A 24,333-nucleotide genomic window follows, 5' to 3' on the forward strand; every position below is an offset into this window, starting at 1 on the left:
CACCCATATCTGGTCTAAGGGCAGCATCCACGTTATTGTGCAACCATGCTCCAAACCGCCGTCCATAAAGACTCACCAACTCTTGGGATCGGGTTTTACACCGTTCCTGAGGCGGCGAGGCTGCTGAAGATCCGCCCGCTTAACATTCGGCGCTGGCTGGGTGGGTATAGTTACACCCAGGGCGAAAAGACTATCGACATGCCGCCCCTGTGGACACCCCAGCTTCCGTCCTACGACCATCACATCGAGCTTGGGTTCCGAGATCTGATCGAGTTGCGCGTCATCAAGAGTTTTCTCGACGCTGGTCTTTCAATTCTGACCGTTCGCAACTGCCTTGAGTATGCTCGCGAATGCGCCAGCGACGACCGACCATTTTCTACCCGCCGCTTCCGAACGGATGGCCGCACCATTTTCCTGGAGAGCCTGCGGCGGACGGGCGAAGATGAGGTTCTCGACCTCAAGAGCCATCAATACGCGATCAAGAAGGTAATCGACCGGACCTTCAAAGATCTAGATATCTCTCGCGACATCGTCACCCGCTGGCGACCGTTCGAGGGCAAGCAGAGCATAGTAATCGATCCGAAGCGCGCCTTCGGCCAGCCAATCGCAAACAGCTACGGCGTCCCGACTATAGTGTTGGCTGACGCCATGAAGGCTGAGGGATCTGTTGAGCACGTGAGTAGACTCTACGACGTGTCACCGTCGGCTGTTAGAGACGCCGTGAAGTTTGAACAATCACTCGCTGCGTGAAGCTCTTTTTTGACCACAACATGTCCCCCGCGATGGCCCGAGCCTTTCGCGAACTTTTCAAAGGCGAGCATGAGGTCACCTACCTGGCGGAAAAATTTCCTCGCGACATTAGTGATGTCGATTGGATCGCAAGCCTAAGCAAGGACGGGCAGTGGGTCGTCATTTCCGGTGATCGCCGGATCACGAGGAACCGTGCCGAGTATCATGCTTTCCGCAATTCCAACCTAATCGGTCTCTTTCTCTCGCACGGGCTATACAAGGCCCCCGTTGCAAAGCAAATGGAGCGGCTCCTTGCGTTGTGGCCGATCATCCAAACTGTTCCTGCAACTATTCAGGGCGGAGCCATGTACGAGTTGCCCGTAAAGAGCACCAAGCTCCGCCAGCTCAAGATCTAATGATTAGCCCTTAGCGTCATAACCACTGCGCATCGCCGGCCCGACATACGCGACTCAGCGCGGCACGGCCTTGAGTCTGCGTTTCGCAGCAGCTGCCCCCTCCCCCTACCCCCGAAAATCAATGCTCCGCAGCACGATCCCCGGCGGGGTGCCCTCGAACTCCGTCGCCTGATATTTCCGTCCGGTGCAGGCTTCGATGCGCTCGCGCAGGCGGGTGAACTGGGCTTCGCGCTCGTTGGGCCTGGCGCGCGGGCCGCGCTCGAGGTCGTCCATCGCGGAGGTCGAGATCGCGCAGGCGATCTCCTTGGCGCCGTCCTGCATCGAGAACTGGACGATGCCGCGGTCCTGGTCGTGGCCGATGAAGCGGCTGGTGGTGAGGGTCATGGGGCGTTCCTTTGCGAGATGGGTGTGCTCCCTCTCCCGCTTGCGGGAGAGGGTTGGGATGAGGATGTCTCCGCAAGCGAGAGCCCCAACGAGGAGAGAGCCCTCTCCCGGCGTGCGGGGACGATGCTTCGCATCGCCCGGACGCGCCGACCTCTCCCGCTCGCGGGAGAGGTGGAGCGAGACCGCGATCGCGGCCGGTTTCAGCCTTCGCCGCCGAGCCGCACGAAATCGTCCAGCAGCGCCGTCACCAGCGCGCGGTGCTTGGTGTCCTCGACCGGCAGGCTGGCGGCGTAGAGGTTGAGCAGATGGCGCGCCTTCACCGCGGCCTCCGGCCACGACATCGCCGGCACCGTCATCATGCGATGTTCGAGATCGGCCTCGCGCTCGCGCAGCTCCCGAACCTGGGATTCGACGTCGGCCAGCGCGCGGCGCAGATCGGTCGCCTTCTGCGCGGCCATGCCGCGATGCTTGTCGAGATCCACGGGGTAGTCGCTCATGGGGCGGCACTCGCATCGAGGCGCTGCGCATCGGCAAGGTCGACCGAGCCGATCGACAGCAACTCCGTCGCGCCTTGCACGCCTTCGGACGGCACCGTGATCATGGTGGCGACGCGGCGATATGACGCGAACGACAGGCCCTCGATCATCTCCTCGTCGGTGACGACCTCATAGGCGCCAGCGGGCAATTCGCGCTCGACGCCGCGGATGTGGAACGGATGCTTGAAGGTGATTGTTTCTCGCCGCGAGCGGATGGTCATGCGCGCCTGCCTTTCGCAAAGAGGGGCCCCAACCGACGCCGACGTAAGGCGACCATGCGCTTGTTGCGCGGCAATAGCCAGCATTATCGCGGCCGCGCTGCAGCGCGGCGCGCATTAGGTCTCGCTATTGGCGGGCCGCAGGCGTAGGCTCGCTGCATCACCGCGACATCCGACGGCTTCGACCGGTGACTGGGGTCAGTTGCGCTCCCGCCGACAGACCCGCAGGGAACGTTCGATGTCGCGCCGTCGCATCCTGGAATGGATCGTGCCGCTGGCGGTCATGCCGCTGTTCCTGCTTCTTCTGCTGCGTGGAGCCGCGATCCTCAATGGCTAGGGCCATGCGCGTGCCTTATCTGGTCAGCGGGACCAACGAATATGGCAGCGCCAATCTCGGCCGCGGCAGCGCCACGGTCGCACTGCGCCTCGCGCGAAAACTGCTGCGCGACGGCTACATGGACGTGCGCGTCTGCACCCCGCGCGGCCGCGTGCTGCAATCGGACGAACTCGACGACCTCAAACCACCGGAGAGCGACATGAGCAAGGGCCAGCAACGCAGCAATCGCGAGATCAAGAAGCCGAAGAAGGACAAGACCAAGGTGATCGCCGCGGCACCGACCCGCAAGGACGCCAACTGGCAGCCGGATTTCGGGCCCGCGAAGAAGAAGTAGCGGGCGGAGACGAGCGCTACCTTCCCTTCTCCCCTTGTGGGAGAAGGTACCTTGCCGAAGGCAAGGCGGATGAGGGGTTGTGTCCGGGAATTCCGACGCGACAGATTAGCGCGCGGAGAGAAACCCCTCACCCGTCTCAATCGCGCTTAGCGCGATTGATCCACCCTCTCCCACAAGGGGAGAGGGTGAGAAGCACCATCGTCTCCTCGCCGTCGCGCTTTTTTGCTATACTCGTCCCGGTAGCATCACCGGGAGGGGCCGACCTGTGGAGTCCGAGCGCAACACCGACCACAAAGCCGAGCCCAAGGCCGAACCCAAGGCCGAGCCGAAAAACCTCGTCATCTGCTGCGACGGCACCGGCAACGAGATCTCGGAGAACATCTCCAACGTCCTGAAGCTGTATCGCTGCCTGCGCAAGACCGACAAAACGCGGCCGCGGCAGATGGTGTTCTACGATCCCGGGGTCGGCACGGTGACCGAGCCGTCGACGTGGCACCGCATCAAGGCCGACGTCAACCTGGTGCTGGGGCTCGCCACCGGCTACGGGCTCGATGACAACGTGCTGTCGGCCTACTGCTTCCTGGTCGAGCATTACGCGCCGGGCGACAAGATCCATCTGTTCGGTTTTTCGCGCGGTGCCTACACGGTCCGCGTGCTGGCGGGGCTGATCCACAAGATCGGCCTGATCTCGCCGGAGCAGTCCAATCTCGCAGGGTCCGGCCTGGTCGCCTACAAGCAATATTCCGGCACCGGGCGCGGCAACGATTTCGAGGACCTCAAGGACGTCGCGACCGACGAGAGCGGGCCGCTGCCGAAGGACGAATTCGACCTCGCCGCGCAGTTCGCGCGCATCACCTCGACGCGCTGGGCGACCATCCACTTCATCGGCGTCTGGGACACGGTGGCGAGCGTGATCGTGCCGCGCCCCGACCGGCTGTATTGGCCGAGCGTCGAGGAGCTGGCCTTCACGCTGCGCAATCCCAGCGTCAACATCTTCCGCCAGGCGATCGCCATCGACGAGCGGCGCTGCATGTTCCGCCTCAAGCAGTATGAGGAGCCGCAGGATTATTGGCGCAACCGCTACGTGCCCGACGAGAAGAAGGAGCCGCAGGACATCATGCAGGTGTGGTTCGCCGGCGTGCACAGCGACGTCGGCGGCGGCTATGCGGAGGCCGAGAGCGGCGAGTCCAAATATCCGCTGATCTGGATGATCGAGGAAGCCGCGAAGGCCGGGCTGAACTTCAACCCGCGCACCGTGAACCAGCTCGCCTGGGGCATCCAGCGCAAGAACTCGCCGTTCCAGTACGTCGCGCCCGCCTATACCGGCAAGACGGGCATGCTGCACGATTCCATGACCGCGCTCTGGCGCGTGCTGGAATATCTGCCGAAGAGCGCGAAGTACAAGGAATGGCCGGAGCGGAAGGTGTTCCTGGGCTTCTACATCCCCGATAGCGAGCCGCGCCCGATCCCCGAAGGCGCGCATGTGCACGAGAGCGTGCTGAAGCGGATGGCGGTGGAGCCGGGCTACCGGCCGGTGAACCTGCCGAAACTGTACGAGACGGTGCCGATGCCGGTACAGCCGCATACGGGGGTGGAGACGGCGGGGGAAGTCGTGACGGGGTGAACCCACTGCCACCCTCCCCTGGAGGGGGCACCCCGTTACCGCCGCTTTCTCCATTCGCCGCCACTTTTCGTTAAAATTCTCGGCCCCGCCTTAGCCGGTTCGCATCCTCTCCCGTTCATCATGGCCGGCAAGCCCGCCGCGAGACCTGCGGAATTGGAGGAGAGTGCCAATGCATCCGCGCCGACATGCCCGCGTGAAGCCTGCAGGCCTGGTGTCCCGCCAGGCCAAGATCATCACCGACAAGAGCGCGCCGGTGATCGTGTGCACGCTGATCGACTATTCGCCCGGCGGCGCGTGCGTCGATCTCGGCGGCCAGGTGAATATCCCCGACAGGTTCGAGCTGCTGCACGTCAACACCAGGAAGCGCTGCCGCATCGCCTGGAAGCGCGGCACGCGGGTCGGCGTGGTGTTCTAGAAATGGGTTAGCTTGCTTACCCTCTCCCCTTGTGGGAGAGGGTGGCTCGCCGCTTAGCGGCGAGACGGGTGAGGGGCGTGCCTCCGCAATCTCATCTTTCACAGCTGAATTCGCGGTGGCACACCCCTCATCCGGCGCTTCGCGCCACCTTCTCCCACAAGGGGAGAAGGAATCGAGCTACTTCCGCATCCGCGCTTTCGCGCCCGCGACGATCTGCATCGCCACACCGGCGATCCAGCCGAACAAGGCGAGCCAGGTCCAGGCCATGTGCGGCTCCAGGCGGAGCACGATGACGGCGACGGAGGCAAACGCCGTGAGCGTGGCGCAGAGCGTGCCGGCCGAGCTCAGCAGCTCCGCGGCGTCGATTTCGCCATGGGCCTCGTCGAAGGGCAGCTGCGGCGTGTCGATGCCGAGATAGAAGCCGGCGAAGCCGAGCACCATCATCAGCAGCAGGAAGCCCTGCGTGGTCAGCGTGGGAATCGCCGATCCCACATAGGCGCCGACGAACAGCCCGCACGCCGCGCCTGCCATCGCAAGTCCCACGCGCTCGATGACGTGGGCAGCCTTCCGGACACGAAATCGCATGGCGGGCCTCCGCGAGGAGTTAATGCGGCAGAGGTTAGGCCAGATTTGCGGGGGGTGGAAGCTGAGGAGATTTACGGATGCGTGGGGCGGCGCGTCGCCTCCCTCTCCCCGCAGGCGGGCGAGGTCAAGAGCCTACCGCGCCCCGAACGTGGTCTTGCCGAACAGCGCCTTCTGCGTCGAGGGCTGCGAGCGCCAATATTGCGGCGGGGCCTCGACCTCGCCGCCGAGCTCGGCGGCGGCATGCCAGGCCCAGCGCGGATCGTAGAGCATGCCGCGGGCGAGCGCGACCATGTCGGCCTTGCCGGAGGCGACGATCTCCTCGGCCTGCTTGCCTTCCGTGATCAGGCCGACCGCGATGGTGGGCAATCCCGTTTCGCGCTTGATGGCCTCCGCGAACTGCACCTGGTAGCCGGGGCCGAGCGGGATCTTCTGCAGCGGCGAGACGCCGCCGGAGGACGCGTCGATCCAGTCGACGCCGCGCGCCTTCAGCGCGTTCGCGAATTCGATGGTCTGCGCCAGGTCCCAGCCGCCCTCGACCCAGTCGGTCGACGACACCCGCATGCCGACCGGCTTGTCGTGCGGGAACACGGCGCGCACCGCGTCGTAGACTTCCAACGGGAAGCGCATGCGGTTCTGCAGGGACCCGCCATATTCGTCGGTGCGCCTGTTGGAGATCGGCGACAGGAACTGATGCATGAGATAGCCGTGCGCGCCGTGCAGCTCGATCGCGTCGATGCCGATGCGGTCCGCGCGCCTGGCGCTGTCGACGAAGGCCTCGCGGATGCGCTTGAGGCCGGCGCCATCCAGCGCCAGCGGCGCCGCCTCGCCCTCCTTGTGCGGCAGCGCCGACGGCGCCACCGTCTGCCAGCCGCCCTGGTCGAGCGGAATCAGCTGGCCGCCGTCCCAGGGCCGCGCGCTGCTCGCTTTCCGGCCCGCATGCGCGAGCTGCATCGCCACCGCGGTCGAGGAATGCTTGCGCACCGAGGCGAGGATCTGCTTCAGCGCGGCTTCGGCGGCATCGCTGTAGAGCCCGAGGCAGCCCGGCGTGATGCGGCCGATCGCCTCGACATGGGTCGCCTCGATGCAGAACATCGCCGCGCCCGACAGGCTGAGATTGTTGATGTGGGTAAAGTGCCAGTCGGTGGGAACGCCGTCCTCGGCCGAATACTGGCACATCGGCGACACCACGATGCGGTTCTTCAACGTCAGGCCGCGCAGCTTGATCGGGGAAAACAGGGCGCTCATGCGGGGAGTTCCGGGGGATGGAGGGATGGAAGCGATTGCATGAAGTTTAGTAGCTCGATGGCGAATTGCCAGCTGCGCGAGGGACATGGCCGACCGGGACGGCATGCATTGCGGTCAGGGTTTAGTGGAAATCCGTCTCCACTCGTCATTGCGAGCGGCTTGTCCGCCATAGCTCGAAGAGCGACGGCGGAAGCGAAGCAATCCAGAATCTCGCCGCGATGACAGTACCTCACTCCACCAGCGCGAACTGCAGCAGCAGCGTGCGCTGGAGCATCGAGAAATTGTCGTCCGACACCAGCGTCAGAACGGTCTCGCCCTCCGCGGTGACGTGGGCGTCGATGCCTTCCATGTTGTCGATCTCCTGGCCGAGATCGGCCTTGAACAGCGCGGGGCCGTCGACCACCGCGTTCGGCGCGATCGACTTCAGCGGAATCGCGCGGATGCGGATATCGACGCCGGTGAACCAGGAGAACTTGCGTTCGAGGATCAAGAGATCGCCCGAGGGCAGCAGCACGGCGTCGCTGATGTCGAATTTTTCGGTGCGGCGGACGCTGAACTGGCCGGGCGTGGGGCCGCCGATCAGGAACGCGACCAGATTGCCGTTCGCATCCAGCCCCTCCTCGGAGAACGCGATCAGGGTGCCCGCCAGCGGCTCGCCTTTCGGCACGAACACGAGCGCCTCGAGCCCCTTGTTGTAGGGCAGCTTGCGCAGCGCGGGCGGCACGGCGAGCACCTCGCCGCGGGCGCGGGTGCCGTCGCCGGTGAAATCGAACCGCATGATCTGGTTGACGCGCTCGAGCCCGACATAGACGAGGTTGCCGTCACGCGCGATCGACTCGGTGTCGTACCACAGCCGCTTCTCGGTGATCGGCCGTCCCTCCGCATTGAGGACCGGCGCCGCCTCGACATCGTCGAGGCCGACCATCTTGCCGCCGGAATAGCGGATGGTGCCGGTGAACCACGTGCCCTGGTCGGACAGCGCCAGGAAGCGCTCGCCCTTGCTGTCGAGGAAGCGGAAGCCGGACAGGCCGCCAAAACGCCGATGCGGCGAGGTCAGCACGAGGCCGCTGCGATATTCCAGCGAGCCGAAGCGCGTGCGCGAACGGTCGCGCGGCTCGAAATCCGGAATCGGCCGCGCGTTGACCTCGATGCCGACCGGCGCGGCGACGCCGTGATCGATCTGCGCCGCGCGTCGCGGCGGCGCGGGCGTGCCTTGCGCGTTTGCCAGGCGAGGGATCGCGAAAGCGGAAAATCCCGCCGCCGCGTGGCCGATAAAGCCGCGGCGGGATAGAGGTGCGCTCACGAATGCAATTTGCGTCGCGGGCGACCGGCCGGCTGCGTCGGCGCGGTGTTGGTTTCGCTGAACAGCTCGGCGAGCTTTTCGGTAATGGCGCCGCCGAGCTCCTCGGCGTCCACGATCGTCACCGCGCGGCGATAGTAGCGGGTGACGTCATGGCCGATGCCGATCGCGATCAGCTCGACCGGCGAGCGGGTCTCGATCTCCTCGATGATGTGGCGCAGATGCCGCTCGAGATAGTTGCCGGGATTGACCGACAGCGTGGAATCGTCGACCGGCGCACCGTCCGAGATCATCATCAGGATCTTGCGCTGCTCGGGCCGTCCGAGCAGGCGCTTGTGCGCCCAGTCGAGCGCCTCGCCGTCGATGTTCTCCTTCAGCAGCCCCTCGCGCATCATCAGGCCGAGATTCTTTCGCGCACGGCGCCAGGGCGCATCCGCCGACTTGTAGATGATGTGCCTGAGATCGTTGAGGCGGCCGGGACTGGCCGGCTTGCCGGCGGCAAGCCACGCCTCGCGCGACTGCCCGCCCTTCCAGGCGCGCGTGGTGAAGCCGAGGATCTCGACCTTGACGCCGCAACGCTCCAGCGTGCGGGCGAGGATGTCGGCGCAGGTCGCCGCCACCGTGATGGGGCGTCCGCGCATCGAGCCGGAATTGTCGAGCAGCAGCGTCACCACGGTGTCGCGGAACGTCGCCTCCTTCTCGTGCATGAAGGACAGCGGGTGATGGGGATCGGTGACGACGCGCGACAGGCGCGCGGGGTCGAGAATGCCCTCTTCGAGGTCGAACTCCCAGGCGCGGTTCTGCTGCGCCATCAAGCGCCTCTGAAGCCGGTTGGCGAGGCGGGCGACGATGCCCTGCAGATGCGCGAGCTGCTTGTCGAGATAGGCGCGCAGGCGCTCCAGCTCGTCGTGGTCGCAGAGGTCTTCGGCGGCGATGATTTCGTCGAATTTCGGGGCGAACGCGTGATATTCCGGCCCGCGCGGCTCGTTCTTGCCGTGCGAATTCGGACGCGTCGCCTCGCCCGGCGTCTCGTCGTCGCCGAGCTCGCCATCGTCGAACGTGTCGGAGGTCGAGGCCTGCGCGCTTTCCATCGCGCTCTCGCTCATCTCCTCCGAGCTCGCCTGCGCCTGGTCGGCGCTCATCTCCTGCGCGGCATCGGAATCGGGCGAGCCTTCGGCGCCGGACTGGTCGTTGTCGCCGTCGCGATTTTCCTCGTCGTCGTCATTGTCTTCGCTGTCGGCGCTGCGCTCGTCGCCGAGCTCGAGCGCGGTCAGCAGATCATGCACGGCGTCGCCGAACCGGGTCTGGTCCTCGACCAGCGTATCGAGCCGGTCGAGCCGCTTGCCGATCTTGTCTTCGAGTATGGGACGCCAGAGATCGACCATTTTCTTGGCGGCCGTCGGCGGCGCCATGCCGGTGAGACGCTCGCGCACCAGCATCGCCAGCGCGTCGGCGAGCGGCGCATCAGCGCGGTCGGTGATCTCGTCGAACTTGCCGCGGTGAAAGTGGTCGTCGAGCATCGCGGTGAGGTTCTTGGCAACGCCCGCCATGCGGCGCGCGCCGATCGCCTCGACCCTCGCCTGCTCCACCGCCTCGAACACGCCGCGCGCCTGCGGATTGCCGGGCATCAGCTTGCGATGCAGCTTGGCATCGTGACAGGCGATCTTGAGCGCGATGGAATCGGCGTGGCCGCGCACGATCGCGGCATCGCGCTTGGTCATTTTTCGCGCGGGCTCCGGCAGCCGGGCCTTGCCGGGCGCGAGACCGGGCCGCTCGGCGGCGAAGCTGACGTCGAGCTCGGGCGATTTCGCGATCGCCTTCAGGCAGGACGCGACCGAGCGCTTGAACGGCTCGGTCGGCGCTTCCTTGGTGTTACGGAATTTGGAGTTGGATGATGATGTGCTCATAGCGACTTCGTAAACGAATGGCGCGTCACGCCGCCGGGATAGCCTTTGAGGGTGCCGAATTCCTCGTACCCGCAGGAACGATAGAAGCCCGGCGCCTGGAAACTCATGGTGTCGACATGGGCCTGGACCGCGCCCTGCCGTCTTGCCTCGTCCTCGATCGCCGCGATCAGCTTCGTCCCCAAACCCTTGCCGCGCTGCTTCTGGTCGATCCAGAAATACTGGATGAACAGAACCGTGGCCCAGAGGTGCCCGACGATGCCGCCGACGATCTTGCCGCGGTCCTTCAGCGAGACCGCGACACTCTTGAACTTCTGCTTCCCAAAATGCTCGTCGTTGTAGGCGCCGAGCCCGGCGAGCACAGCCTTCTTGGTCGTCCCAATGGTGCGCTCGACGGTGATGTTGGCCATGGGGTCAGCTGAGCGCCACGTTCACCGAGGATTCCGGCAGCTCCGCGTTGAAGCAGCGCTGGTAGAACTCGGCGACCAGGGGACGCTCGAGCTCGTCGCATTTGTTGAGGAAGGTGACACGGAAAGCAAATCCGATATCGCCGAAGATGTCGGCGTTCTCAGCCCAGGTGATCACCGTGCGCGGGCTCATCACCGTCGACAGATCGCCGTTGGCGAACGCGTTACGGGTGAGATCGGCAAGGCGCACCATCTTGTTGACGATGTCGCGGCCCTCCTGGGTGCGATAATGCTTGGCCTTCGCCAGCACGATCTCCACTTCCTCGTCATGGCTGAGATAGTTCAGCGTGGTGACGATCGACCAGCGGTCCATCTGGCCCTGATTGATCTGCTGGGTGCCGTGATAGAGGCCCGAAGTGTCGCCGAGGCCGACCGTGTTGGCCGTCGCGAACAGGCGGAAGCACGGATGCGGCTTGATCACCTTGTTCTGGTCGAGCAGCGTCAGGCGGCCAGAGACCTCCAGCACGCGCTGGATCACGAACATCACGTCCGGGCGGCCGGCGTCGTATTCGTCGAACACCAGCGCGACGTTGTGCTGGAGCGCCCAGGGCAGGATGCCGTCACGGAATTCGGTGACCTGCTTGCCGTCGCGGACCACGATCGAGTCCTTGCCGACGAGGTCGATACGGCTGATGTGGCTGTCGAGATTGACGCGCACGCAGGGCCAGTTCAGGCGGGCGGCGACCTGCTCGATATGGGTGGATTTGCCGGTACCGTGATAGCCGGTCACCATCACGCGGCGGTTCCTGGCGAAACCGGCGAGAATGGCAAGCGTGGTGGCACGGTCGAAGCGGTAATCGGAATCGACTTCAGGCACGTGAGGATCGACGGCGGAATAGGCCGGCACTTCGAGATCGCTGTCGATCCCAAAGACCTGGCGCACCGACACCTTCATGTCGGGCAAACCGGAAACTTCCTCAACTTTGGACATGGCGGCGGTCGTCATCAATCCTCCGAGGTCCCGGGCGATCCCGAGACCAGTTATTTGCACGGTGGCTGCGGCTGGGTGCACCTGCGAACCTATCAGAGACAACGTGCCGGCAGAAGCCCGCCCCCCAATCAAAGTTCCGTTGTCTTTTCATTTAGATAGGCAAGGAACGCGATTTTTGGAAGGCTGCTCTGCGAATCGCGCCCGAATTTCGTGCGGGACCTACGGCCTGCCCACCTGAGTGGCACTTTTACCGCCTCTGCTTACTTATGTAGGGTCTGAACCCGCTCTGAACCCGCCTGGCCCCACCCACCACAGAGACCATGTGACGTCCTTTCTCGATCCCTTCATCGCGTTCGTTTCGGCCCATGCGTGGCTGGCCTACCTGACCCTGTTCCTGGCGGCGCTGCTGGAAGCCGTTCCGGTGGTTGGCTCGGTGGTGCCTGGCTCGACCATCATCCTGGCACTGAGCGCCCTGGTCCCGGGCGGGGAATTGAAGCTGCAATGGGTGCTGCTGGCGGCAGTGATCGGTGCGGTACTCGGCGACGGGTCCGCCTACTGGATCGGGCACCGGCAGCAACGCGATATCCTCAACACCTGGCCGCTGACCAATTATCCGCGCCTGGTCGAGGAGAGCGAAAGCTTCTTCCACCGCTTCGGCACCTGGGCCGTGTTCTTCGCCCGCTTCGTGCCACCAATCCGCGCCTTCGTGCCGGTGACCGCCGGTGCGCTCGGGATGGCGCCTGCGAAGTTTTACGCGATCAACATCCCCGCGATCCTGGTCTGGGCGCCGGCGCACGTGCTGCCTGGCGTGCTGGCGGTGTCGGCCCTGCACGAATATGCCGGCCTGCACCACCATGGGCACGTCGGCAAGCACATCTGGATCCTGACCGTGATCGCGGTCGCGATCGTGCTGGGCGCGGCCGTGTGGCTCGTCCGCCGCCGGAATGGCGGTGGTGTCGTCGAAGCGAAGCCACCGGTCTGATCGGCTGCATCAGAGCACACCGCCCTCATCCTGAGGGCCCGCCAACGGCGGGCGTCTCGAAGGATGGCCGCGGGCGAGAGGCCTGCATGGTTCGAGACGCGCGCGAAGGGCGCGCTCCTCACCATGAGGGTGTAAATTTAGCTCTTCGGCTCAGCCCCCGTTCTCCGCCCCGGCGCCGGCCCCACATAGCGCGCCCGCGGGCGGATCAGCTTGCCGAACTGCAATTGCTCGCTGGCATGCGCGATCCAGCCGACGCTGCGGGCCATCGCGAACAGTGCGAGCTCGCTGCCCGCGGGCAAGCGCAACGCATGCACGAGCACGGCGAGCGCGTAGTCGATATTGACGAACTCGCCGGTCGCCTCCGCGATCCGCTCCGGCACTTCGCGCGTGAATTTTCGCGGCGCGCCGGCGCGGGCCAGCGCATTCAGCAGCGACTGCGCGCGGGGATCACCACGCTTGTAGACGCCATGGCCGAAGCCGGCAAAGCGCTCGCCGAGCGCAACGCGCTCGCGGACCATGGGCGCGACATCGCGATCGACCAGCGTCTTGACGAGCTGCGAGGCCAGCACGCCGGCGCCGCCGTGCTTGGGGCCTTTCAGCGCGGCGAGGCCGGCGATGACGGCGTCGTAGAGGTTGAGGCCGGTCGAGGCCGCGCAGCGCGCGGTGAAGGTCGAGGCGTTCAATTCATGATCGGCGAGCAGAACGAGCGCGCGGCGGATCAGATCGGGCGCGTGCTTGTTGTCGGGCGCCCAGGCTCTTGCGATCTCCTGATGCAGCGCCCCGGCCGACGGCTCGGCATTGAGCATGGTGGCAACCAGCAACCGGACGATGCGCGCGCCAACCATGGCGCGGCCATCGGGCGCCCGGGTGAAAGCGCGGGGGTCGGCGCTCGCGGCCAGCGCGAGCACGGCGATGGCGCGGTCGATCGGCGCCGCCCGGCGCGCGGCATCCGCGATCATGCGCATCTCCTCGGAGATCGCGGGCTGATTGTCCGGATCGAACGGATCGACGCCGGAGACGTCCCACAGCAGCGTCGCTGTGTGCTCCAGCGTGTCGTTCTCGGCGAGATCGACGCAATTGACGCCGCGATAGATCGCGCCGTCCTCGGTGATCGTCGAGATTTCCGTGTCCATCACGGGCAAATCGGCGTCGAAGCTGCGCAGGCCGCGCGGCTCCGGCGACGGCACCCGGCGCTCCTTGAGCGAACGGACATCCTCGGCGCGGTAGCGGTTCTTTCGCGAGTCCGGCGTCGGCTCGGAGCGGATCAGGCCTCGGCTGACATAGGCGTAGAGCGTGGCCGGCGAGATCGCGAGCTCGGCGGCGGCCTCCCGCGCGGACAGGTACAGGCCTTCCGAATTTTTCATATTGATTTATGTAATCAAGATTGATCAATCTGTCGAGAGGCCCGACCTTTCCCCTGCGTAGAACAGGAGATTTGGGCCATGAACATCCACCTCACCAAGAGCCAGATCGGGCTGGACGGCGTTCCCGCGGCCGAGACCGTGCTGAGCCATGTCGACGGCGAGCGCGGCGAACTGATCATCGCCGGCGAGCATGTCGGCCGACTGGCCAGCCAGTCGAGCTTCGAAGGCGTCACCGCCCGGCTCTGGAACGGCGCTAGCCAGACCAGCTTGAGCGAAGCCAATGTGCGGGCGAGCCTGGGGGCGGCGCGCGAGCGCGCCTTCGCGCGATTGCCGGGCCTTCTGCCGGTGACGAGCGGCATGGGCATCGTCGACGGGTTTCGCGCGGCGGTCGCCGGGCTTCGCGCGGAGCACGGGCTGGAGCACGAGGCGACCATCGTCGGCGCCTTTCCGGTGATCGCAGGCGCGCTGGTCCGCCGCGCCAAGGGGCTCGATCCGGTTGCGCCCGATCCGAGCGCGAGCCACGCCGCCGATACGCTGCGCATGCTGCACGGGCGCGCGCCTGAAGCACGCGAGGTCAGCGCGCTCGACGCCTATCTCGTCACCGTCTGCGACCACGGCATGAACGCCTCGACCTTCACCACGCGCGTGGTCGCCTCGACGCAGGCCGATCTGTTCGCCGCCGTCACTGCCGGCTATTGCGCACTCACGGGTCCCTTGCATGGCGGCGCGCCGGAGCCGGTGCTGGAGATGCTCGATGCGATCGGCTCGCGCGAGCGCATCGAGCCCTGGGTGGACGCGGCGCTGGCGCGCGGCGAGCGGATGATGGGGTTTGGTCACCGCGTCTACCGCGTGCGCGATCCGCGCGCCGACGTGCTCAAGACCGCCATCGAGGCGCTGGCCTCAGACGGCGCCGGCCTGCCGTTTGCCGGCGAGGTCGAGGCCTATATCCGCAGCGCCCTGCGCAAGAAGAATCCGGAGCGGCCGCTGGAGACGAATGTCGAGTTCTTCACCGCGATCCTGCTCGATGCGCTGGCGATTCCGCGCCAGGCCTTCACGCCGATCTTCGCTGCCGCGCGCGCCGCGGGCTGGACCGCACATGCGCGCGAGCAGCAGCGGACCGGTCGGTTGATCCGGCCGAGTTCGTCGTATGTGGGGGCCATGCCCGCAGATTGAACACGTGCGGGCTAGCCGCGCTCGCTAGAGCTGGATTTGGTGGGGCTTTTTGCCCATGCGACCCAGCGACCCAGCGACAAGCGGGAACAAAAGTATTGGCCACGCATTCAAGCTCGCCCCCACGAAAGTCATCGGGGGCGGACAAGAAAAGGAATGATAATGAAGAAGCTCTCCTACGCCCTCGCTGCAGGAACGCTGCTCGCTCTATCGTCACTCGCAGCACCAGCCAATGCGCTGCCGGCTCACCCTCTCCCCAGCGCAACGGTTTCCGGGGACGTCGTGAACGCACGCTTTCATTACGCTCCGCGAAGAGTCTGCACCGTACGCACCGTCATCACGCGCGGCTATCATGGACGCCGCATCGTCAAGCGCGTCCGTGTCTGTCGGGGAAGGTAACGTTGAAGGTGCCGTCCGCTTCCGAGCGGGCGGCATCCAATCGTCGCGCGGTGAGGCCCTACGCCTCCCGCACCACCGTCTTCAGATAATTATACGCCTTGATGATCTCGATCAGGCGGTCTTCGGTGGAGCGGTCGCCGCCATTGGCGTCGGGGTGGTGCTGCTTCACCAGCGCCTTGTACTTGGTCTTGACGTCGGCGAGCGTGGAATCGGGGCCGAGACCCATGACCTGAAGCGCCTTGCGCTCGGCATTCATCACCTTGCGCGTTTCGGCCTTGGGCGCCGCCTCCGGGCCCTTCCGCCAGCCGGAGCGGCCGTTGAGCTCCGCGAACATGCTGAACGGATCGAAGGCGCTGTCGATCTCGGCCTCCGCACCCTTCTTGACGCCGCCATTGGCGCCCATCTTCCAGGTCGGACGGTGGCCGGTCAGCGCATCCTTCTGGTAGCGCGCCACGGCGTCGGCATTCATGCCGGAGAAGAAATTGTAGTTCTGGTTGTACTCGCGCACGTGATTCAGACAGAAGTGCCAGTACTCGCGCGAATTCTCGCGACCCTTGGGCGCGCGGTGGGCGCCCTTGTTCTGACACCCGGTCCATTCGCAATTGACCACGGTGTCGCGCGGCTTCACGTCCGGCTGCTTGCCTTTCGGCTTGACCCGGATGGAGTCGAAGAATTTTGATGAATCGATCGGCATGGCCAACTTTGACTACGCAATGCAAAAACCTTCAAGTCTTGACATTGCAATTTGGTGAGAACCCATAGCCGAAGCTTCGCTTCGGCGTCCTTAAGACCGGCCGAAGCTCCGCTTCGGCGTCCTCAAGAACGGCCACCTAAAGGTGGCCTATGCATTGACGGAGTGCGATCGGGTACCTTAATGGCTCACATGGCTACCAAAGACATTATCAGCAACAAGTTGCAGGAAGCTTTCACACCGGAAAGCCTGCAGGTCGTCGACGAGTCCCATTTGCATGAGGGCCATTCCGGCCATCGGCCGAGCGGCGAGACGCACTTTCGCGCTTATATCGTGTCGCAAGCCTTCAAAGGGAAGAGCCGGGTCGACCGCCACCGCATGATAAATTCTGCGCTGGCCGCGGAACTTGCGGGTGGTGTGCATGCACTCGCGATCCACGCGCAGGCGCCGGGGGAAGGGTGATGCACTTGCCCTCCCCTGGAGGGTAGGAATCAAAACGACGTCCCGGCCCGCCTCGGCTTGGCTTCCTCCATTTCCGCCTCGCGCGGCACCGGTGAAATACGGAGTGCGGTGATGCGGTTGCGCTCGCGGCGGAGGACGCGGAAGCGGAAGCCGTGGAAGGTGAAGCTCTGGCCGCGATCGGGGATCGAGCGCGCCTCGTGAATGACGAGGCCGGCGACCGTGGTTGCCTCTTCATCGGGCAGATGCCAGTCCATGGCGCGGTTGAGGTCGCGGATCGGCACCGAGCCGTCAACCACGACCGAGCCGTCCGGCTGGGCACGCACGCCGGCGACCACGACGTCGTGCTCGTCGGAGATGTCGCCGACGATCTCTTCCAGGATGTCTTCCAGCGTCACAAGACCTTCGACTTCGCCGTACTCGTCGACGACGAGCGCGAAATGAGTCTTGCGGCGGCGGAACGCCTTCAGCTGCTCGGAGACGGGGCGCATCTCCGGCACGAACCAGGGCGGCAGCGCGATGGTGGACACGTCGATGCGCGAGGTGTCGCCGTCGGAGGCGCGGATCGCGCGCAGCAGATCCTTGGCATGGAGCACGCCGATGATGTTCTCCGGCTTCTCGCGCCACAGCGGAATGCGGGTGTATTCGGTCGCCAGCACCTCGCGCACCAGTTCCTCCGGCGGCAGGTCGGCGTTGATCATCATCATCTCGGTGCGATGGATCATGACGTCGGAGACCTGGAGCTCGCGCAGGTCGAGCAGGCCTCCGAGCATGTCGCGGTCCTGCTTCTCGAACTTGCCCTCGTGATGCAGCAGGTCGACCGCGCCGCGCAGGCGCTCGGTCGGCGACAGGATCGCCTGGTGCTCGCCGGCAAGACCGAACAGGCGCATCAGCAGGCGCACGATGACTTCCACGATCTTGAGCAGCGGCCCCAGCACGTACATCGTCAGCCGCATCGGGCGCGCGACCGCAAGCGCCATGCGATCGGGCGCGTTGATGGCGATGGTCTTCGGCAGCACCTCGGCGAAGATCACGACCAGCGCGGTCATCACGCCGGTGGCATAGAGCACGCCGACATCGCCGAACCATGCGGTGAAGATGCTGGTGGCCAGCGCGGATGCACTGATATTGGCGATGTTGTTGCCGAGCAGCAGCGCGCCGATCAGGCGCTCGCGCATGTCGAGCAACTGCGAGACCACGTCGGCGTCGCGATTACCCTGCTTGGAGAGCCGCAGCATGCTGGCGCGCGAGGCGCCGGTCAGCGCGGTCTCGCTCGCGGCAAAGAAGCCCGAGACGAGCAGGCAGAGAATGACGATGGTGAATCCGAGCCAGTCCATGCACCACTCTGGTTTCTCGATTTGATGCGACGTTCAGCCCCGCGTCAGGCCTTTTGCGCGAGCTTGTCCTTGAGGAAATTACGCACCGGCGCCGGCTCGACGTCCTTCGCGATCACGGCGCGCCCGACGGCCTCCAGCAGGATGAAGGTGAGCTTGCCGCGCTTGACCTTCTTGTCCTGCGCCATCAGCGTCATCAGCGCGTCAGCGTCGGCAAGACCTTCCTGCGTGAAGCCAGCGATGTCCTGCAGGCGCGTCGGCAAGCCCGCTTCGATGAGGTGACGCTCGACGCGCGCCGCGTCCGCCTCGCCGATCATGCCGAGCGTCGCGGAAAACTGCGCCGCCAGCGTCATGCCGATCGCAACGCCCTCGCCGTGGAACAGGCGGTCGGAGAAACCGGTCGCCGCCTCCAGCGCGTGGCCGAAGGTGTGGCCGAGATTGAGCAGCGCGCGCTCTCCGGTCTCGCGCTCGTCGCGCGAGACGACGCCGGCCTTGGCGCGGCACGAGGTCGCGATCGCGTGTTCGCGCGCCGAGCCGCCCTTGAAGATGTCGGAATGGTTCTTTTCCAGCCAGGTGAAGAAGGCCTCGTCGCCGAGCACGCCGTATTTGGCGACCTCGGCATAGCCGGCGCGGAATTGGCGCGGCGACAGCGTGTCGAGCACGGCGGTATCGGCGATGACCAGCACCGGCTGGTGGAAGGCGCCGAGCAGGTTCTTGCCCTGCGGCGAGTTGATGCCGGTCTTGCCGCCGACGCTGGAATCGACCTGCGCCAGCAGCGAGGTCGGCACCTGCACGAAATCGACGCCGCGGCGCAGGATCGCGGCGGCAAAGCCGGCGAGATCGCCGACCACGCCGCCGCCGAGCGCGATGACGAGATCGTTGCGCTCGATCCTGGCGGCGATCAGGGCTTCGCTGACCTTTTCGAGGCCCGCATAGGTCTTGGAGATCTCGCCTTCCTCGACCACGATTCGCGAGGTCGGAATGCCGGCGGCCGCGAGCGAGGCCTCGGCCGGCTCGAGCCAGTACTTTGCGACGGTGCGGTCGGTCACGATCGCGGTGCGCACGCCGGGCCGCAAAGCTGCGACCCGCGCGCCGAGCGAGGCCAGCACGCCGCGGCCGATGACGATGTCATAGGCGCGATCGCCGAGCGCGACGTCGACATTGACGGGGTCGGAATGTTTCAGTGGCGCGGTCATCGTACGGCACTCGCGACGTCGGCGGGAGGTTGGGATGCCTGGTCGCCGCAGAGATGGGCGCGCAGCGTCTCGATGGCCTCCTCGACGATCTTGTCGTGCGGCACCTCGCGCGAGGCGATGGTGAGGTCGGCACTGCCATAGACCGGCTCGCGCTCGGTGAGGAGGCGCGTCACGGTCCCTTCGGGATCGGCGGTCTGCAGCAGCGGACGGTCGGCACGGCGGCGCACGCGGCGCATGATGACGTCGTGGTCGGCCTTGAGCCAGATCGAGATCGCCTTCGCCGCGATGCGGCTGCGCGTCTCCTCGCGCATGAAGGCGCCGCCGCCGGTCGCCAGCACGATGGGACCGCCGTCGAGCAGACGCGCGATCACGCGGGCCTCGCCGTCGCGGAAATGCGGCTCGCCGTGGCGCTCGAAGATTTCCGGTATGGTCATGCCGGCCGCGGCCTCGATCTCGGTGTCGGCGTCGACGAAGGGCAGCTTGAGCCGGGCCGCCATGCGGCGGCCGATGGTGGATTTGCCCACCCCCATCATGCCGACGAGCACGATCGAGCGCGCACCGAGCGCCGACAGGATGTCGGCCTCGGGCGAAGCTTGTATCGGCAACGCGGCGTCGGACATGGATCTCGCTCGATCTGCCGCCAAAGGCGGCACGCTTTGGCCACCTATACGACCCCGCAGGGGCCCTCGCCAGAGGACTCTTGCCACGAAACGGCGAACATGTTGGATGATTTCATTGGTTAATTTGCCCGCCAAGTCCCCTTACCGAGACCCTCTCCGAGATCTTGCCGATGCCCAGCCTGTTCCGCTTCCTGACGGTCGTCGCCGTGATCGCCGGCATCGTCTATGGCGTGATCTTCGCACTGGCGAATTTCGTCAATCCCAAGCCGCGGGAAATGACGGTGACGATCCCGGCGGATAAATTTCTCAAGAAATAGGAGCTAGGCTGCGGGGCATGCGCGCCAGACCTTCCGCCAGCAAGCCCTCGGATGCCAAGCTCGCCGGCCTGTTCCTCGACATGCTCGCGGCGGAACAGGGCGCCGGACCCAACACGCTCGATGCCTACCGCCGCGACCTCACCGATTTCTCCGAGTTCCTCGGCCGCGTCGGCCATACTTTTGCGGACGCGGAGACGCAGATCCTGCGCGACTATCTCGCCGATCTCGACACCCGCGGTTTCAAATCCACCAGCGTCGCGCGGCGGCTGTCGGCGATGCGGCACCTCTATCGCTTCCTCCTGAACGAGCGGATCAGAACCGACGATCCCGCGGCGATCCTGTCCGGCCCCAAGCGCGGCCGCGGCCTGCCGAAGGTGCTGTCGATCGCGGACGTCGACCGCATGCTCCGCCGCGCCAAGGAATTGAGCGAAGCGCAGGATGCCTCGCCCGCCAGGGGGCTGCGCGCCTTGCGGCTCTATTGCCTGCTCGAGGTGCTCTACGCCACGGGCCTGCGCGTCTCCGAGCTGGTGGCGCTGCCGCGTTCGGCGGCCAAGCGCGACGCCCGCATGATCTTGGTGCGCGGCAAGGGCAACAAGGAGCGGCTGGTGCCGCTCAACGAGGCCTCGCGACAGGCGATGGCGGATTATCTCAGCGCAACGGAAGCGGCAAAGGCCGACAAGAAGAACAGTGTCGCCGCCTCGAAATGGCTGTTCCCCTCGTTCGGCGAGAGCGGGCATCTGACGCGGCAGCATTTTGCCCGCGACCTCAAGGAGCTCGCAATTGCCTCCGGGCTGCAGGCCCGGCTGGTATCCCCCCACGTGCTGCGCCACGCGTTTGCCAGCCACCTGCTGCACAACGGCGCCGACTTGCGCATCGTGCAGACCCTGCTCGGCCACACCGACATCTCGACCACCCAGATCTACACCCATGTGGTGGAGGAGCGCCTGAAGAGCCTGGTGCGCGACCTGCACCCGCTCGCGGAGAAGTAGATTTTGCGAACGGTGCGCTCCCTCTCCCGCTTGCGGGAGAGGGTCGGGGAGATGGCGTCTTCGCAACGGGACAATCCCCCAGAGGATAGAACCCTCACCCGGCGCTTCCCGCCGACCTCTCCCGCAAGCGGGAGAGGTGAACCAACCGCCTTGACTTCGACCACATCTCCGCAGAAAGAGCCGGGGCCTCACGGATGATTTGGCGGGTTGCCCAGGAGCCCACAAGCCAACCCATTGAAGAAGCTACACTTCTTTTTGCAGGTCCAAATCCGCTTCGCCGCTTCGCCCCGTCCTCCCTATATTGAGTTGATGCCAGACCAGATGCGCAGCTATCTCGACTTCGAAAAGCCGGTCGCCGAGCTCGATTCCAAGGTCGACGAGCTGCGGACGCTCGCCGCTTCCGGCACCGACATCAGTGATGAGATCGGGCGGATCGAGGACAAGGCAGCGCAGGCGCTGGCCGACCTCTATCTGAACCTGACGCCGTGGCAGAAGACGCTGGTCGCGCGGCATCCGCAGCGGCCGCATTTCAACGACTTCATCAAGGGCCTGATCACCGAGTTCACCCCGCTCGCCGGCGACCGCAAGTTCGGCGAGGACGAGGCGCTGGTCGCGGGCTTCGGCCGTTTCCGCGGCGAGGCCATCTGCGTCATGGGCCAGGAAAAGGGCGATTCCACGGAGAGCCGCATCAAGCACAATTTCGGCATGGCGCGGCCCGAGGGCTATCGCAAATGCGTGCGGCTGATGGAGATGGCCGAGCGCTTCGGCCTGCCGGTGCTGTCGCTCGCCGATTCCGCCGGCGCCTATCCCGGCATCGGCGCGGAAGAGCGCGGCCAGGCCGAGGCGATCGCGCGATCGACCGATGCCTGCCTGGCGCTGACCGTGCCGAACGTCGCCATCATCACCGGCGAGGGCATGTCGGGCGGCGCCATCGCCATCACCACCGCCAACAAGGTCCTGATGCTGGAGCACGCGATCTACAGCGTGATCTCGCCCGAGGCCGCCTCCTCGATCCTCTGGCGCGACGGCACCAAGGCGCAGGAAGCCGCCAACAACATGAAGATCACCGCCCAGGACATGCTGCGCTTCGGGGTGATCGACAGCATCCTGAAGGAGCCGGTCGGCGGTGCCCATCGCGACCCCGCCGCCATGATCGCCACCACGGGCGATGCCATCGCCAAGGCTTTTGACGAGCTCCGGGGCCTCGACGGGGATGCCGTCCGCAAGCATCGTCGGCAGAAATTTCTCGATATCGGCCGGAAACTGAGCTGATTCGACCGGTTTTGATGCCGTAACGGCGGTACGCACCCTCCCCGCAGGCGGGGGAGGCGAAGAGCCCCCGGTAACCCCGCGTTAACCCTTTTTTTGCCCAAATCGGCGATCTCAGTGGTGGTTTGGCCCGAGGGCCCAAGTAAAGCCTGAAGTTTAGTCTCTGTTGACCATGCTACTGGGCCAACGGGCTCGTGATCCCCGCTCGGGTTGCGACCACATGACCCAGAGGTTAGAATTTTAATCAATGGCTTCAGGGCATAAGCGCTGGAGCGTGATTGCGAAAAAGCCCGTCACGACGGGTCCGGTTCTCCGGTCGGATCATGCTTCAAGGAATTGGGGTTCGCGCTGCTTGCCCGGCACGGTGTGGGGTCCATCTTGATTTCTCGTTCGCTTGTTCGCGCGCTTTTGGCTCCGGTTGCGCTCGCCGCCAGCATTCTGCTGGCCGGCTGCGACACCGACCAGGTTTCGCTTGCGACCAATGCCAAGGCCAACCAGCCGGTGCCGCCAAAGCTTCTCGCCGCGATGGTCGAGAAGGACATGGACCTGCAATCGCCGATCCTGATCCGCCTGTTCAAGCAGGAGGCCGAGCTCGAGGTCTGGAAGCAGACCCGCAACGGCCAGTTTGCGCTGCTCAAGACCTATCCGATCTGCCGCTGGTCGGGCGACCTCGGACCGAAGGTGCGCGAAGGCGACCGGCAGGCGCCGGAGGGATTCTACTCGATCAATCCGAGCCAGATGAATCCGCAATCGGCCTATTACCTGTCCTTCAACACCGGCTATCCCAACGCGTTCGACAAGGCTCTGGGGCGCAGCGGCTCGCAGCTGATGGTGCACGGCGATTGCTCCTCGCGCGGCTGCTACGCGATGACGGACGAGCAGATCGCCGAGATCTATTCGCTCGGGCGCGAATCCTTCTTCGGCGGCCAGAAGGCGTTCCAGCTCCAGGCCTATCCGTTCAGGATGACGCCGGTGAACATGGCCAAGCACCGGAACAATCCGAACATGCCGTTCTGGAAGATGATCAAGGAAGGCTATGATCATTTCGAGGTGACGCGGCAGGAGCCGAAGGTCGATTTCTGCGAGAAGAAGTACGTGTTCGACGCGGCCAAGGCGCCCGACGCGAAGCGCGATCCGGTGTTCGACGCGTCCGCGAAGTGCCCGGCCTATGTGATCCCCGAGGAAATCGCCAGCGCCGTGCGCGAGAAGGAGGCCCGCGACCAGGCCGAGTACGCCAAGCTGGTCTCGCGCGGCACGCCGGTTGCGCGCATGAACACCGGCATCGACGGCGGCATGAACAAGATCTTCGCCGCGAAGATTCCGGAAGGATCGACCGGCCTGTCGGAGGGCGCCGAAGGCACGACCCTGCAGATGCTGGCGATGGCGAAGGCGCCGGGCACGATCCCCGGCCACGTCAATCCGCCCAAGCCGAACCTCGATGCGGCCGCGCCCTCGCCGCAGGAAGAGCCCGTCGTCGCCGTCAGCGCGCCCGCCGCCAACGCCCGCGTCGCCACCGCCGCTCCCGCCGAGAAATCCGGCTTCTTCTCCAACCTCGGCCGCAAGATGGGCCTGGGCAGCGCCGACACCACGGCAACCACGCCGCCGCCGCCGCAAGCCACGGCGTCCGTTGCTCCCGCCACGACACCGCCGACCGCAGCGTCGAGGCTGAAGGCTGCGGTGACCCGGTTCGTGCCGGGCCATGACAAGTCCAAGGATGCCCCGAAGCAGGCCGTTGCAGCGAAGCCGGTCGAGCCGGCGAAGCCCGATACGCGGCTTGCCGCGACGCGCCCCGCACTGAAGCCGTCAGTATCGGATGGCGCCGGTGAAGCCACCCAGATCATGGGCGCCGCGCCGGTGGTGCAGTCGAACTCGTTCGACAGCCGGTTTGGGGCGGTGAAGTAAAGGGCGACTGCGATCGCCCCATTCAATTCAAGTTCGAAGCTGTAGTTTCTCGCAACAGCGTATCACCGTCACCCTGAGGCGGCCGCTTCTTGAGCGGCCCTCGAAGGGCGACGGCCCGGCTGGCCGGCTCGGCCGGGCATCGTTCGAGGCTCGTGGCGCGATGCTATGCATCGCGCCACGAGCACCTCAGGATGACAGGGCTGAAGCGTGTAGGCT

26 protein-coding genes are annotated in these 24,333 nt (G+C 65.5%); 12 read left to right on the forward strand and 14 right to left on the reverse strand.

The genetic code is table 11. The features are described from left to right. The first annotated feature begins 45 nt into the window (after positions 1-45). Together OC450_RS27220 and OC450_RS27225 are read left to right on the forward strand one after the other, a co-directional pair. Positions 46-750, forward strand: coding sequence for a hypothetical protein (locus OC450_RS27220; protein ID WP_262048993.1), 705 nt, complete (start codon positions 46-48; stop codon positions 748-750). After that, positions 747-1,145 carry a hypothetical protein gene (locus tag OC450_RS27225; protein ID WP_262048994.1) on the forward strand — a complete coding sequence of 133 codons (399 nt, stop codon included), beginning with the start codon at positions 747-749 and terminating at the stop codon, positions 1,143-1,145. The genes OC450_RS27220 and OC450_RS27225 overlap by 4 nt, the downstream gene beginning before the upstream one ends. 105 nt (positions 1,146-1,250) lie before the next feature. On the opposite strand, the gene OC450_RS27230 is transcribed toward OC450_RS27225, so the two are convergent. The 3 genes from OC450_RS27230 to OC450_RS27240 all read right to left on the reverse strand — a co-directional run bounded on the left by OC450_RS27230 (position 1,251) and on the right by OC450_RS27240 (position 2,286). Then, complete coding sequence (locus OC450_RS27230) at positions 1,251-1,529, reverse strand: DUF1488 domain-containing protein (protein ID WP_262048995.1); 279 nt, start codon at positions 1,527-1,529, stop codon at positions 1,251-1,253. Between the two features lie 200 nt (positions 1,530-1,729). Continuing rightward, positions 1,730-2,026, reverse strand: coding sequence for a hypothetical protein (locus OC450_RS27235; RefSeq protein WP_211386158.1), 297 nt, complete (start codon positions 2,024-2,026; stop codon positions 1,730-1,732). Beyond that, positions 2,023-2,286 carry a hypothetical protein gene (locus tag OC450_RS27240; RefSeq protein ID WP_211386157.1) on the reverse strand — a complete coding sequence of 88 codons (264 nt, stop codon included), beginning with the start codon at positions 2,284-2,286 and terminating at the stop codon, positions 2,023-2,025. The genes OC450_RS27235 and OC450_RS27240 overlap by 4 nt, the downstream gene beginning before the upstream one ends. Positions 2,287-2,612: 326 nt before the next feature. Here OC450_RS27240 and OC450_RS27245 point away from each other — a divergent pair, with 326 nt between their 5' ends. From OC450_RS27245 to OC450_RS27255, 3 genes are all read left to right on the forward strand, one after another. Then, positions 2,613-2,954 carry a hypothetical protein gene (locus OC450_RS27245; RefSeq protein ID WP_211386300.1) on the forward strand — a complete coding sequence of 114 codons (342 nt, stop codon included), beginning with the start codon at positions 2,613-2,615 and terminating at the stop codon, positions 2,952-2,954. Between the two features lie 265 nt (positions 2,955-3,219). After that, entirely contained in the window at positions 3,220-4,578 is a 1,359-nt protein-coding gene (locus OC450_RS27250) for a DUF2235 domain-containing protein (RefSeq protein WP_262048996.1), read from the forward strand. A gap of 169 nt (positions 4,579-4,747) precedes the next feature. Beyond that, positions 4,748-4,993: a PilZ domain-containing protein gene (locus OC450_RS27255; RefSeq protein ID WP_211386155.1), complete on the forward strand. Its 246-nt coding sequence runs from the start codon at positions 4,748-4,750 to the stop codon at positions 4,991-4,993. A 177-nt stretch (positions 4,994-5,170) separates the two neighbouring features. Here OC450_RS27255 and OC450_RS27260 read toward each other — a convergent pair whose 3' ends face one another. The 6 genes from OC450_RS27260 to cobS form a co-directional block, all read right to left on the reverse strand. Then, on the reverse strand, positions 5,171-5,578 hold the full coding sequence (locus tag OC450_RS27260) for a hypothetical protein (RefSeq protein WP_211386154.1): 408 nt from the start codon (positions 5,576-5,578) through the stop codon (positions 5,171-5,173). Positions 5,579-5,710: 132 nt separating this feature from the next. Beyond that, complete coding sequence (locus OC450_RS27265; protein ID WP_262048997.1) at positions 5,711-6,823, reverse strand: NADH:flavin oxidoreductase/NADH oxidase; 1,113 nt, start codon at positions 6,821-6,823, stop codon at positions 5,711-5,713. 229 nt (positions 6,824-7,052) lie between these two features. Continuing rightward, positions 7,053-8,126 carry an esterase-like activity of phytase family protein gene (locus tag OC450_RS27270; RefSeq protein ID WP_262048998.1) on the reverse strand — a complete coding sequence of 358 codons (1,074 nt, stop codon included), beginning with the start codon at positions 8,124-8,126 and terminating at the stop codon, positions 7,053-7,055. Beyond that, positions 8,123-10,030 carry a cobaltochelatase subunit CobT gene (cobT, locus tag OC450_RS27275; protein WP_211386151.1) on the reverse strand — a complete coding sequence of 636 codons (1,908 nt, stop codon included), beginning with the start codon at positions 10,028-10,030 and terminating at the stop codon, positions 8,123-8,125. The genes OC450_RS27270 and cobT overlap by 4 nt, the downstream gene beginning before the upstream one ends. Beyond that, complete coding sequence (locus tag OC450_RS27280; protein ID WP_211386150.1) at positions 10,027-10,437, reverse strand: GNAT family N-acetyltransferase; 411 nt, start codon at positions 10,435-10,437, stop codon at positions 10,027-10,029. Before OC450_RS27280 ends, cobT begins: the two co-directional genes overlap by 4 nt. 4 nt (positions 10,438-10,441) lie before the next feature. Next, positions 10,442-11,425, reverse strand: a complete 984-nt coding sequence (gene cobS, locus OC450_RS27285; RefSeq protein ID WP_372702951.1) for a cobaltochelatase subunit CobS — start codon at positions 11,423-11,425, stop codon at positions 10,442-10,444. A gap of 322 nt (positions 11,426-11,747) precedes the next feature. Between cobS and OC450_RS27290 the strand changes: the two genes are divergently transcribed. Further along, positions 11,748-12,407 (forward strand): DedA family protein, encoded by a 660-nt coding sequence (locus OC450_RS27290; RefSeq protein ID WP_262048999.1) that lies wholly within the window; start codon positions 11,748-11,750, stop codon positions 12,405-12,407. Between the two features lie 137 nt (positions 12,408-12,544). Here OC450_RS27290 and OC450_RS27295 read toward each other — a convergent pair whose 3' ends face one another. Then, positions 12,545-13,771 carry a citrate synthase family protein gene (locus OC450_RS27295; RefSeq protein WP_211386147.1) on the reverse strand — a complete coding sequence of 409 codons (1,227 nt, stop codon included), beginning with the start codon at positions 13,769-13,771 and terminating at the stop codon, positions 12,545-12,547. Between the two features lie 78 nt (positions 13,772-13,849). On the opposite strand from OC450_RS27295, the gene OC450_RS27300 reads away from it, so the two are divergent. Next, the gene (locus tag OC450_RS27300) at positions 13,850-14,944 is read left to right on the forward strand and encodes a citrate synthase/methylcitrate synthase (RefSeq protein ID WP_262049000.1); all 1,095 of its coding nucleotides are present in this window, start codon (positions 13,850-13,852) and stop codon (positions 14,942-14,944) included. Between the two features lie 454 nt (positions 14,945-15,398). On the opposite strand, the gene OC450_RS27305 is transcribed toward OC450_RS27300, so the two are convergent. After that, a complete protein-coding gene (locus OC450_RS27305) occupies positions 15,399-16,034 on the reverse strand; it encodes a J domain-containing protein (protein ID WP_211386145.1) in 636 nt (211 codons plus the stop codon). A 180-nt stretch (positions 16,035-16,214) separates the two neighbouring features. On the opposite strand from OC450_RS27305, the gene OC450_RS27310 reads away from it, so the two are divergent. Further along, positions 16,215-16,493, forward strand: a complete 279-nt coding sequence (locus OC450_RS27310) for a BolA family protein (protein WP_410050526.1) — start codon at positions 16,215-16,217, stop codon at positions 16,491-16,493. Positions 16,494-16,522: 29 nt separating this feature from the next. On the opposite strand, the gene OC450_RS27315 is transcribed toward OC450_RS27310, so the two are convergent. Genes OC450_RS27315 through OC450_RS27325 form a run of 3 tightly spaced genes read right to left on the reverse strand, consistent with a single transcriptional unit; the run spans position 16,523 to position 19,640 of the window. Then, entirely contained in the window at positions 16,523-17,827 is a 1,305-nt protein-coding gene (locus tag OC450_RS27315) for an HlyC/CorC family transporter (protein ID WP_211386143.1), read from the reverse strand. A 44-nt stretch (positions 17,828-17,871) separates the two neighbouring features. Beyond that, the gene (aroB, locus tag OC450_RS27320) at positions 17,872-19,020 is read right to left on the reverse strand and encodes a 3-dehydroquinate synthase (RefSeq protein ID WP_262049002.1); all 1,149 of its coding nucleotides are present in this window, start codon (positions 19,018-19,020) and stop codon (positions 17,872-17,874) included. Continuing rightward, the gene (locus tag OC450_RS27325; protein WP_256805468.1) at positions 19,017-19,640 is read right to left on the reverse strand and encodes a shikimate kinase; all 624 of its coding nucleotides are present in this window, start codon (positions 19,638-19,640) and stop codon (positions 19,017-19,019) included. The genes aroB and OC450_RS27325 overlap by 4 nt, the downstream gene beginning before the upstream one ends. Before the next feature lie 170 nt (positions 19,641-19,810). Between OC450_RS27325 and OC450_RS27330 the strand changes: the two genes are divergently transcribed. From OC450_RS27330 to OC450_RS27345, 4 genes are all read left to right on the forward strand, one after another. Then, positions 19,811-19,957, forward strand: a complete 147-nt coding sequence (locus OC450_RS27330) for a histidine kinase (RefSeq protein ID WP_211386140.1) — start codon at positions 19,811-19,813, stop codon at positions 19,955-19,957. A 17-nt stretch (positions 19,958-19,974) separates the two neighbouring features. Further along, a complete protein-coding gene (gene xerD, locus OC450_RS27335; protein ID WP_256805467.1) occupies positions 19,975-20,946 on the forward strand; it encodes a site-specific tyrosine recombinase XerD in 972 nt (323 codons plus the stop codon). A 309-nt stretch (positions 20,947-21,255) separates the two neighbouring features. Then, positions 21,256-22,218, forward strand: a complete 963-nt coding sequence (locus OC450_RS27340; RefSeq protein WP_211386138.1) for an acetyl-CoA carboxylase carboxyltransferase subunit alpha — start codon at positions 21,256-21,258, stop codon at positions 22,216-22,218. A 375-nt stretch (positions 22,219-22,593) separates the two neighbouring features. Beyond that, a complete protein-coding gene (locus OC450_RS27345) occupies positions 22,594-24,117 on the forward strand; it encodes a murein L,D-transpeptidase family protein (protein ID WP_262049003.1) in 1,524 nt (507 codons plus the stop codon). Positions 24,118-24,333: the final 216 nt, after the last annotated feature.

The organism is Bradyrhizobium sp. Bra78 (genome assembly GCF_024519855.1).
Taxonomy (GTDB): Bacteria; Pseudomonadota; Alphaproteobacteria; order Rhizobiales; family Xanthobacteraceae; genus Bradyrhizobium; species Bradyrhizobium japonicum_G.

Coding starts and splice junctions, on each gene's coding strand:
- OC450_RS27220 (WP_262048993.1), top strand. CDS start 46: ATGCTCCAAACCGCCGTCCATAAAGACTCACCAACTCTTGGGATCGGG.
- OC450_RS27230 (WP_262048995.1), bottom strand. CDS start 1,529: ATGACCCTCACCACCAGCCGCTTCATCGGCCACGACCAGGACCGCGGC.
- OC450_RS27235 (WP_211386158.1), bottom strand. CDS start 2,026: ATGAGCGACTACCCCGTGGATCTCGACAAGCATCGCGGCATGGCCGCG.
- OC450_RS27240 (WP_211386157.1), bottom strand. CDS start 2,286: ATGACCATCCGCTCGCGGCGAGAAACAATCACCTTCAAGCATCCGTTC.
- OC450_RS27245 (WP_211386300.1), top strand. CDS start 2,613: ATGGCTAGGGCCATGCGCGTGCCTTATCTGGTCAGCGGGACCAACGAA.
- OC450_RS27255 (WP_211386155.1), top strand. CDS start 4,748: ATGCATCCGCGCCGACATGCCCGCGTGAAGCCTGCAGGCCTGGTGTCC.
- OC450_RS27260 (WP_211386154.1), bottom strand. CDS start 5,578: ATGCGATTTCGTGTCCGGAAGGCTGCCCACGTCATCGAGCGCGTGGGA.
- OC450_RS27265 (WP_262048997.1), bottom strand. CDS start 6,823: ATGAGCGCCCTGTTTTCCCCGATCAAGCTGCGCGGCCTGACGTTGAAG.
- cobT (WP_211386151.1), bottom strand. CDS start 10,030: ATGAGCACATCATCATCCAACTCCAAATTCCGTAACACCAAGGAAGCG.
- OC450_RS27280 (WP_211386150.1), bottom strand. CDS start 10,437: ATGGCCAACATCACCGTCGAGCGCACCATTGGGACGACCAAGAAGGCT.
- cobS (WP_372702951.1), bottom strand. CDS start 11,425: ATGTCCAAAGTTGAGGAAGTTTCCGGTTTGCCCGACATGAAGGTGTCG.
- OC450_RS27295 (WP_211386147.1), bottom strand. CDS start 13,771: ATGAAAAATTCGGAAGGCCTGTACCTGTCCGCGCGGGAGGCCGCCGCC.
- OC450_RS27300 (WP_262049000.1), top strand. CDS start 13,850: ATGAACATCCACCTCACCAAGAGCCAGATCGGGCTGGACGGCGTTCCC.
- OC450_RS27305 (WP_211386145.1), bottom strand. CDS start 16,034: ATGCCGATCGATTCATCAAAATTCTTCGACTCCATCCGGGTCAAGCCG.
- OC450_RS27310 (WP_410050526.1), top strand. CDS start 16,215: ATGGCTCACATGGCTACCAAAGACATTATCAGCAACAAGTTGCAGGAA.
- OC450_RS27315 (WP_211386143.1), bottom strand. CDS start 17,827: ATGGACTGGCTCGGATTCACCATCGTCATTCTCTGCCTGCTCGTCTCG.
- aroB (WP_262049002.1), bottom strand. CDS start 19,020: ATGACCGCGCCACTGAAACATTCCGACCCCGTCAATGTCGACGTCGCG.
- OC450_RS27325 (WP_256805468.1), bottom strand. CDS start 19,640: ATGTCCGACGCCGCGTTGCCGATACAAGCTTCGCCCGAGGCCGACATC.
- OC450_RS27330 (WP_211386140.1), top strand. CDS start 19,811: ATGCCCAGCCTGTTCCGCTTCCTGACGGTCGTCGCCGTGATCGCCGGC.
- xerD (WP_256805467.1), top strand. CDS start 19,975: ATGCGCGCCAGACCTTCCGCCAGCAAGCCCTCGGATGCCAAGCTCGCC.
- OC450_RS27340 (WP_211386138.1), top strand. CDS start 21,256: ATGCCAGACCAGATGCGCAGCTATCTCGACTTCGAAAAGCCGGTCGCC.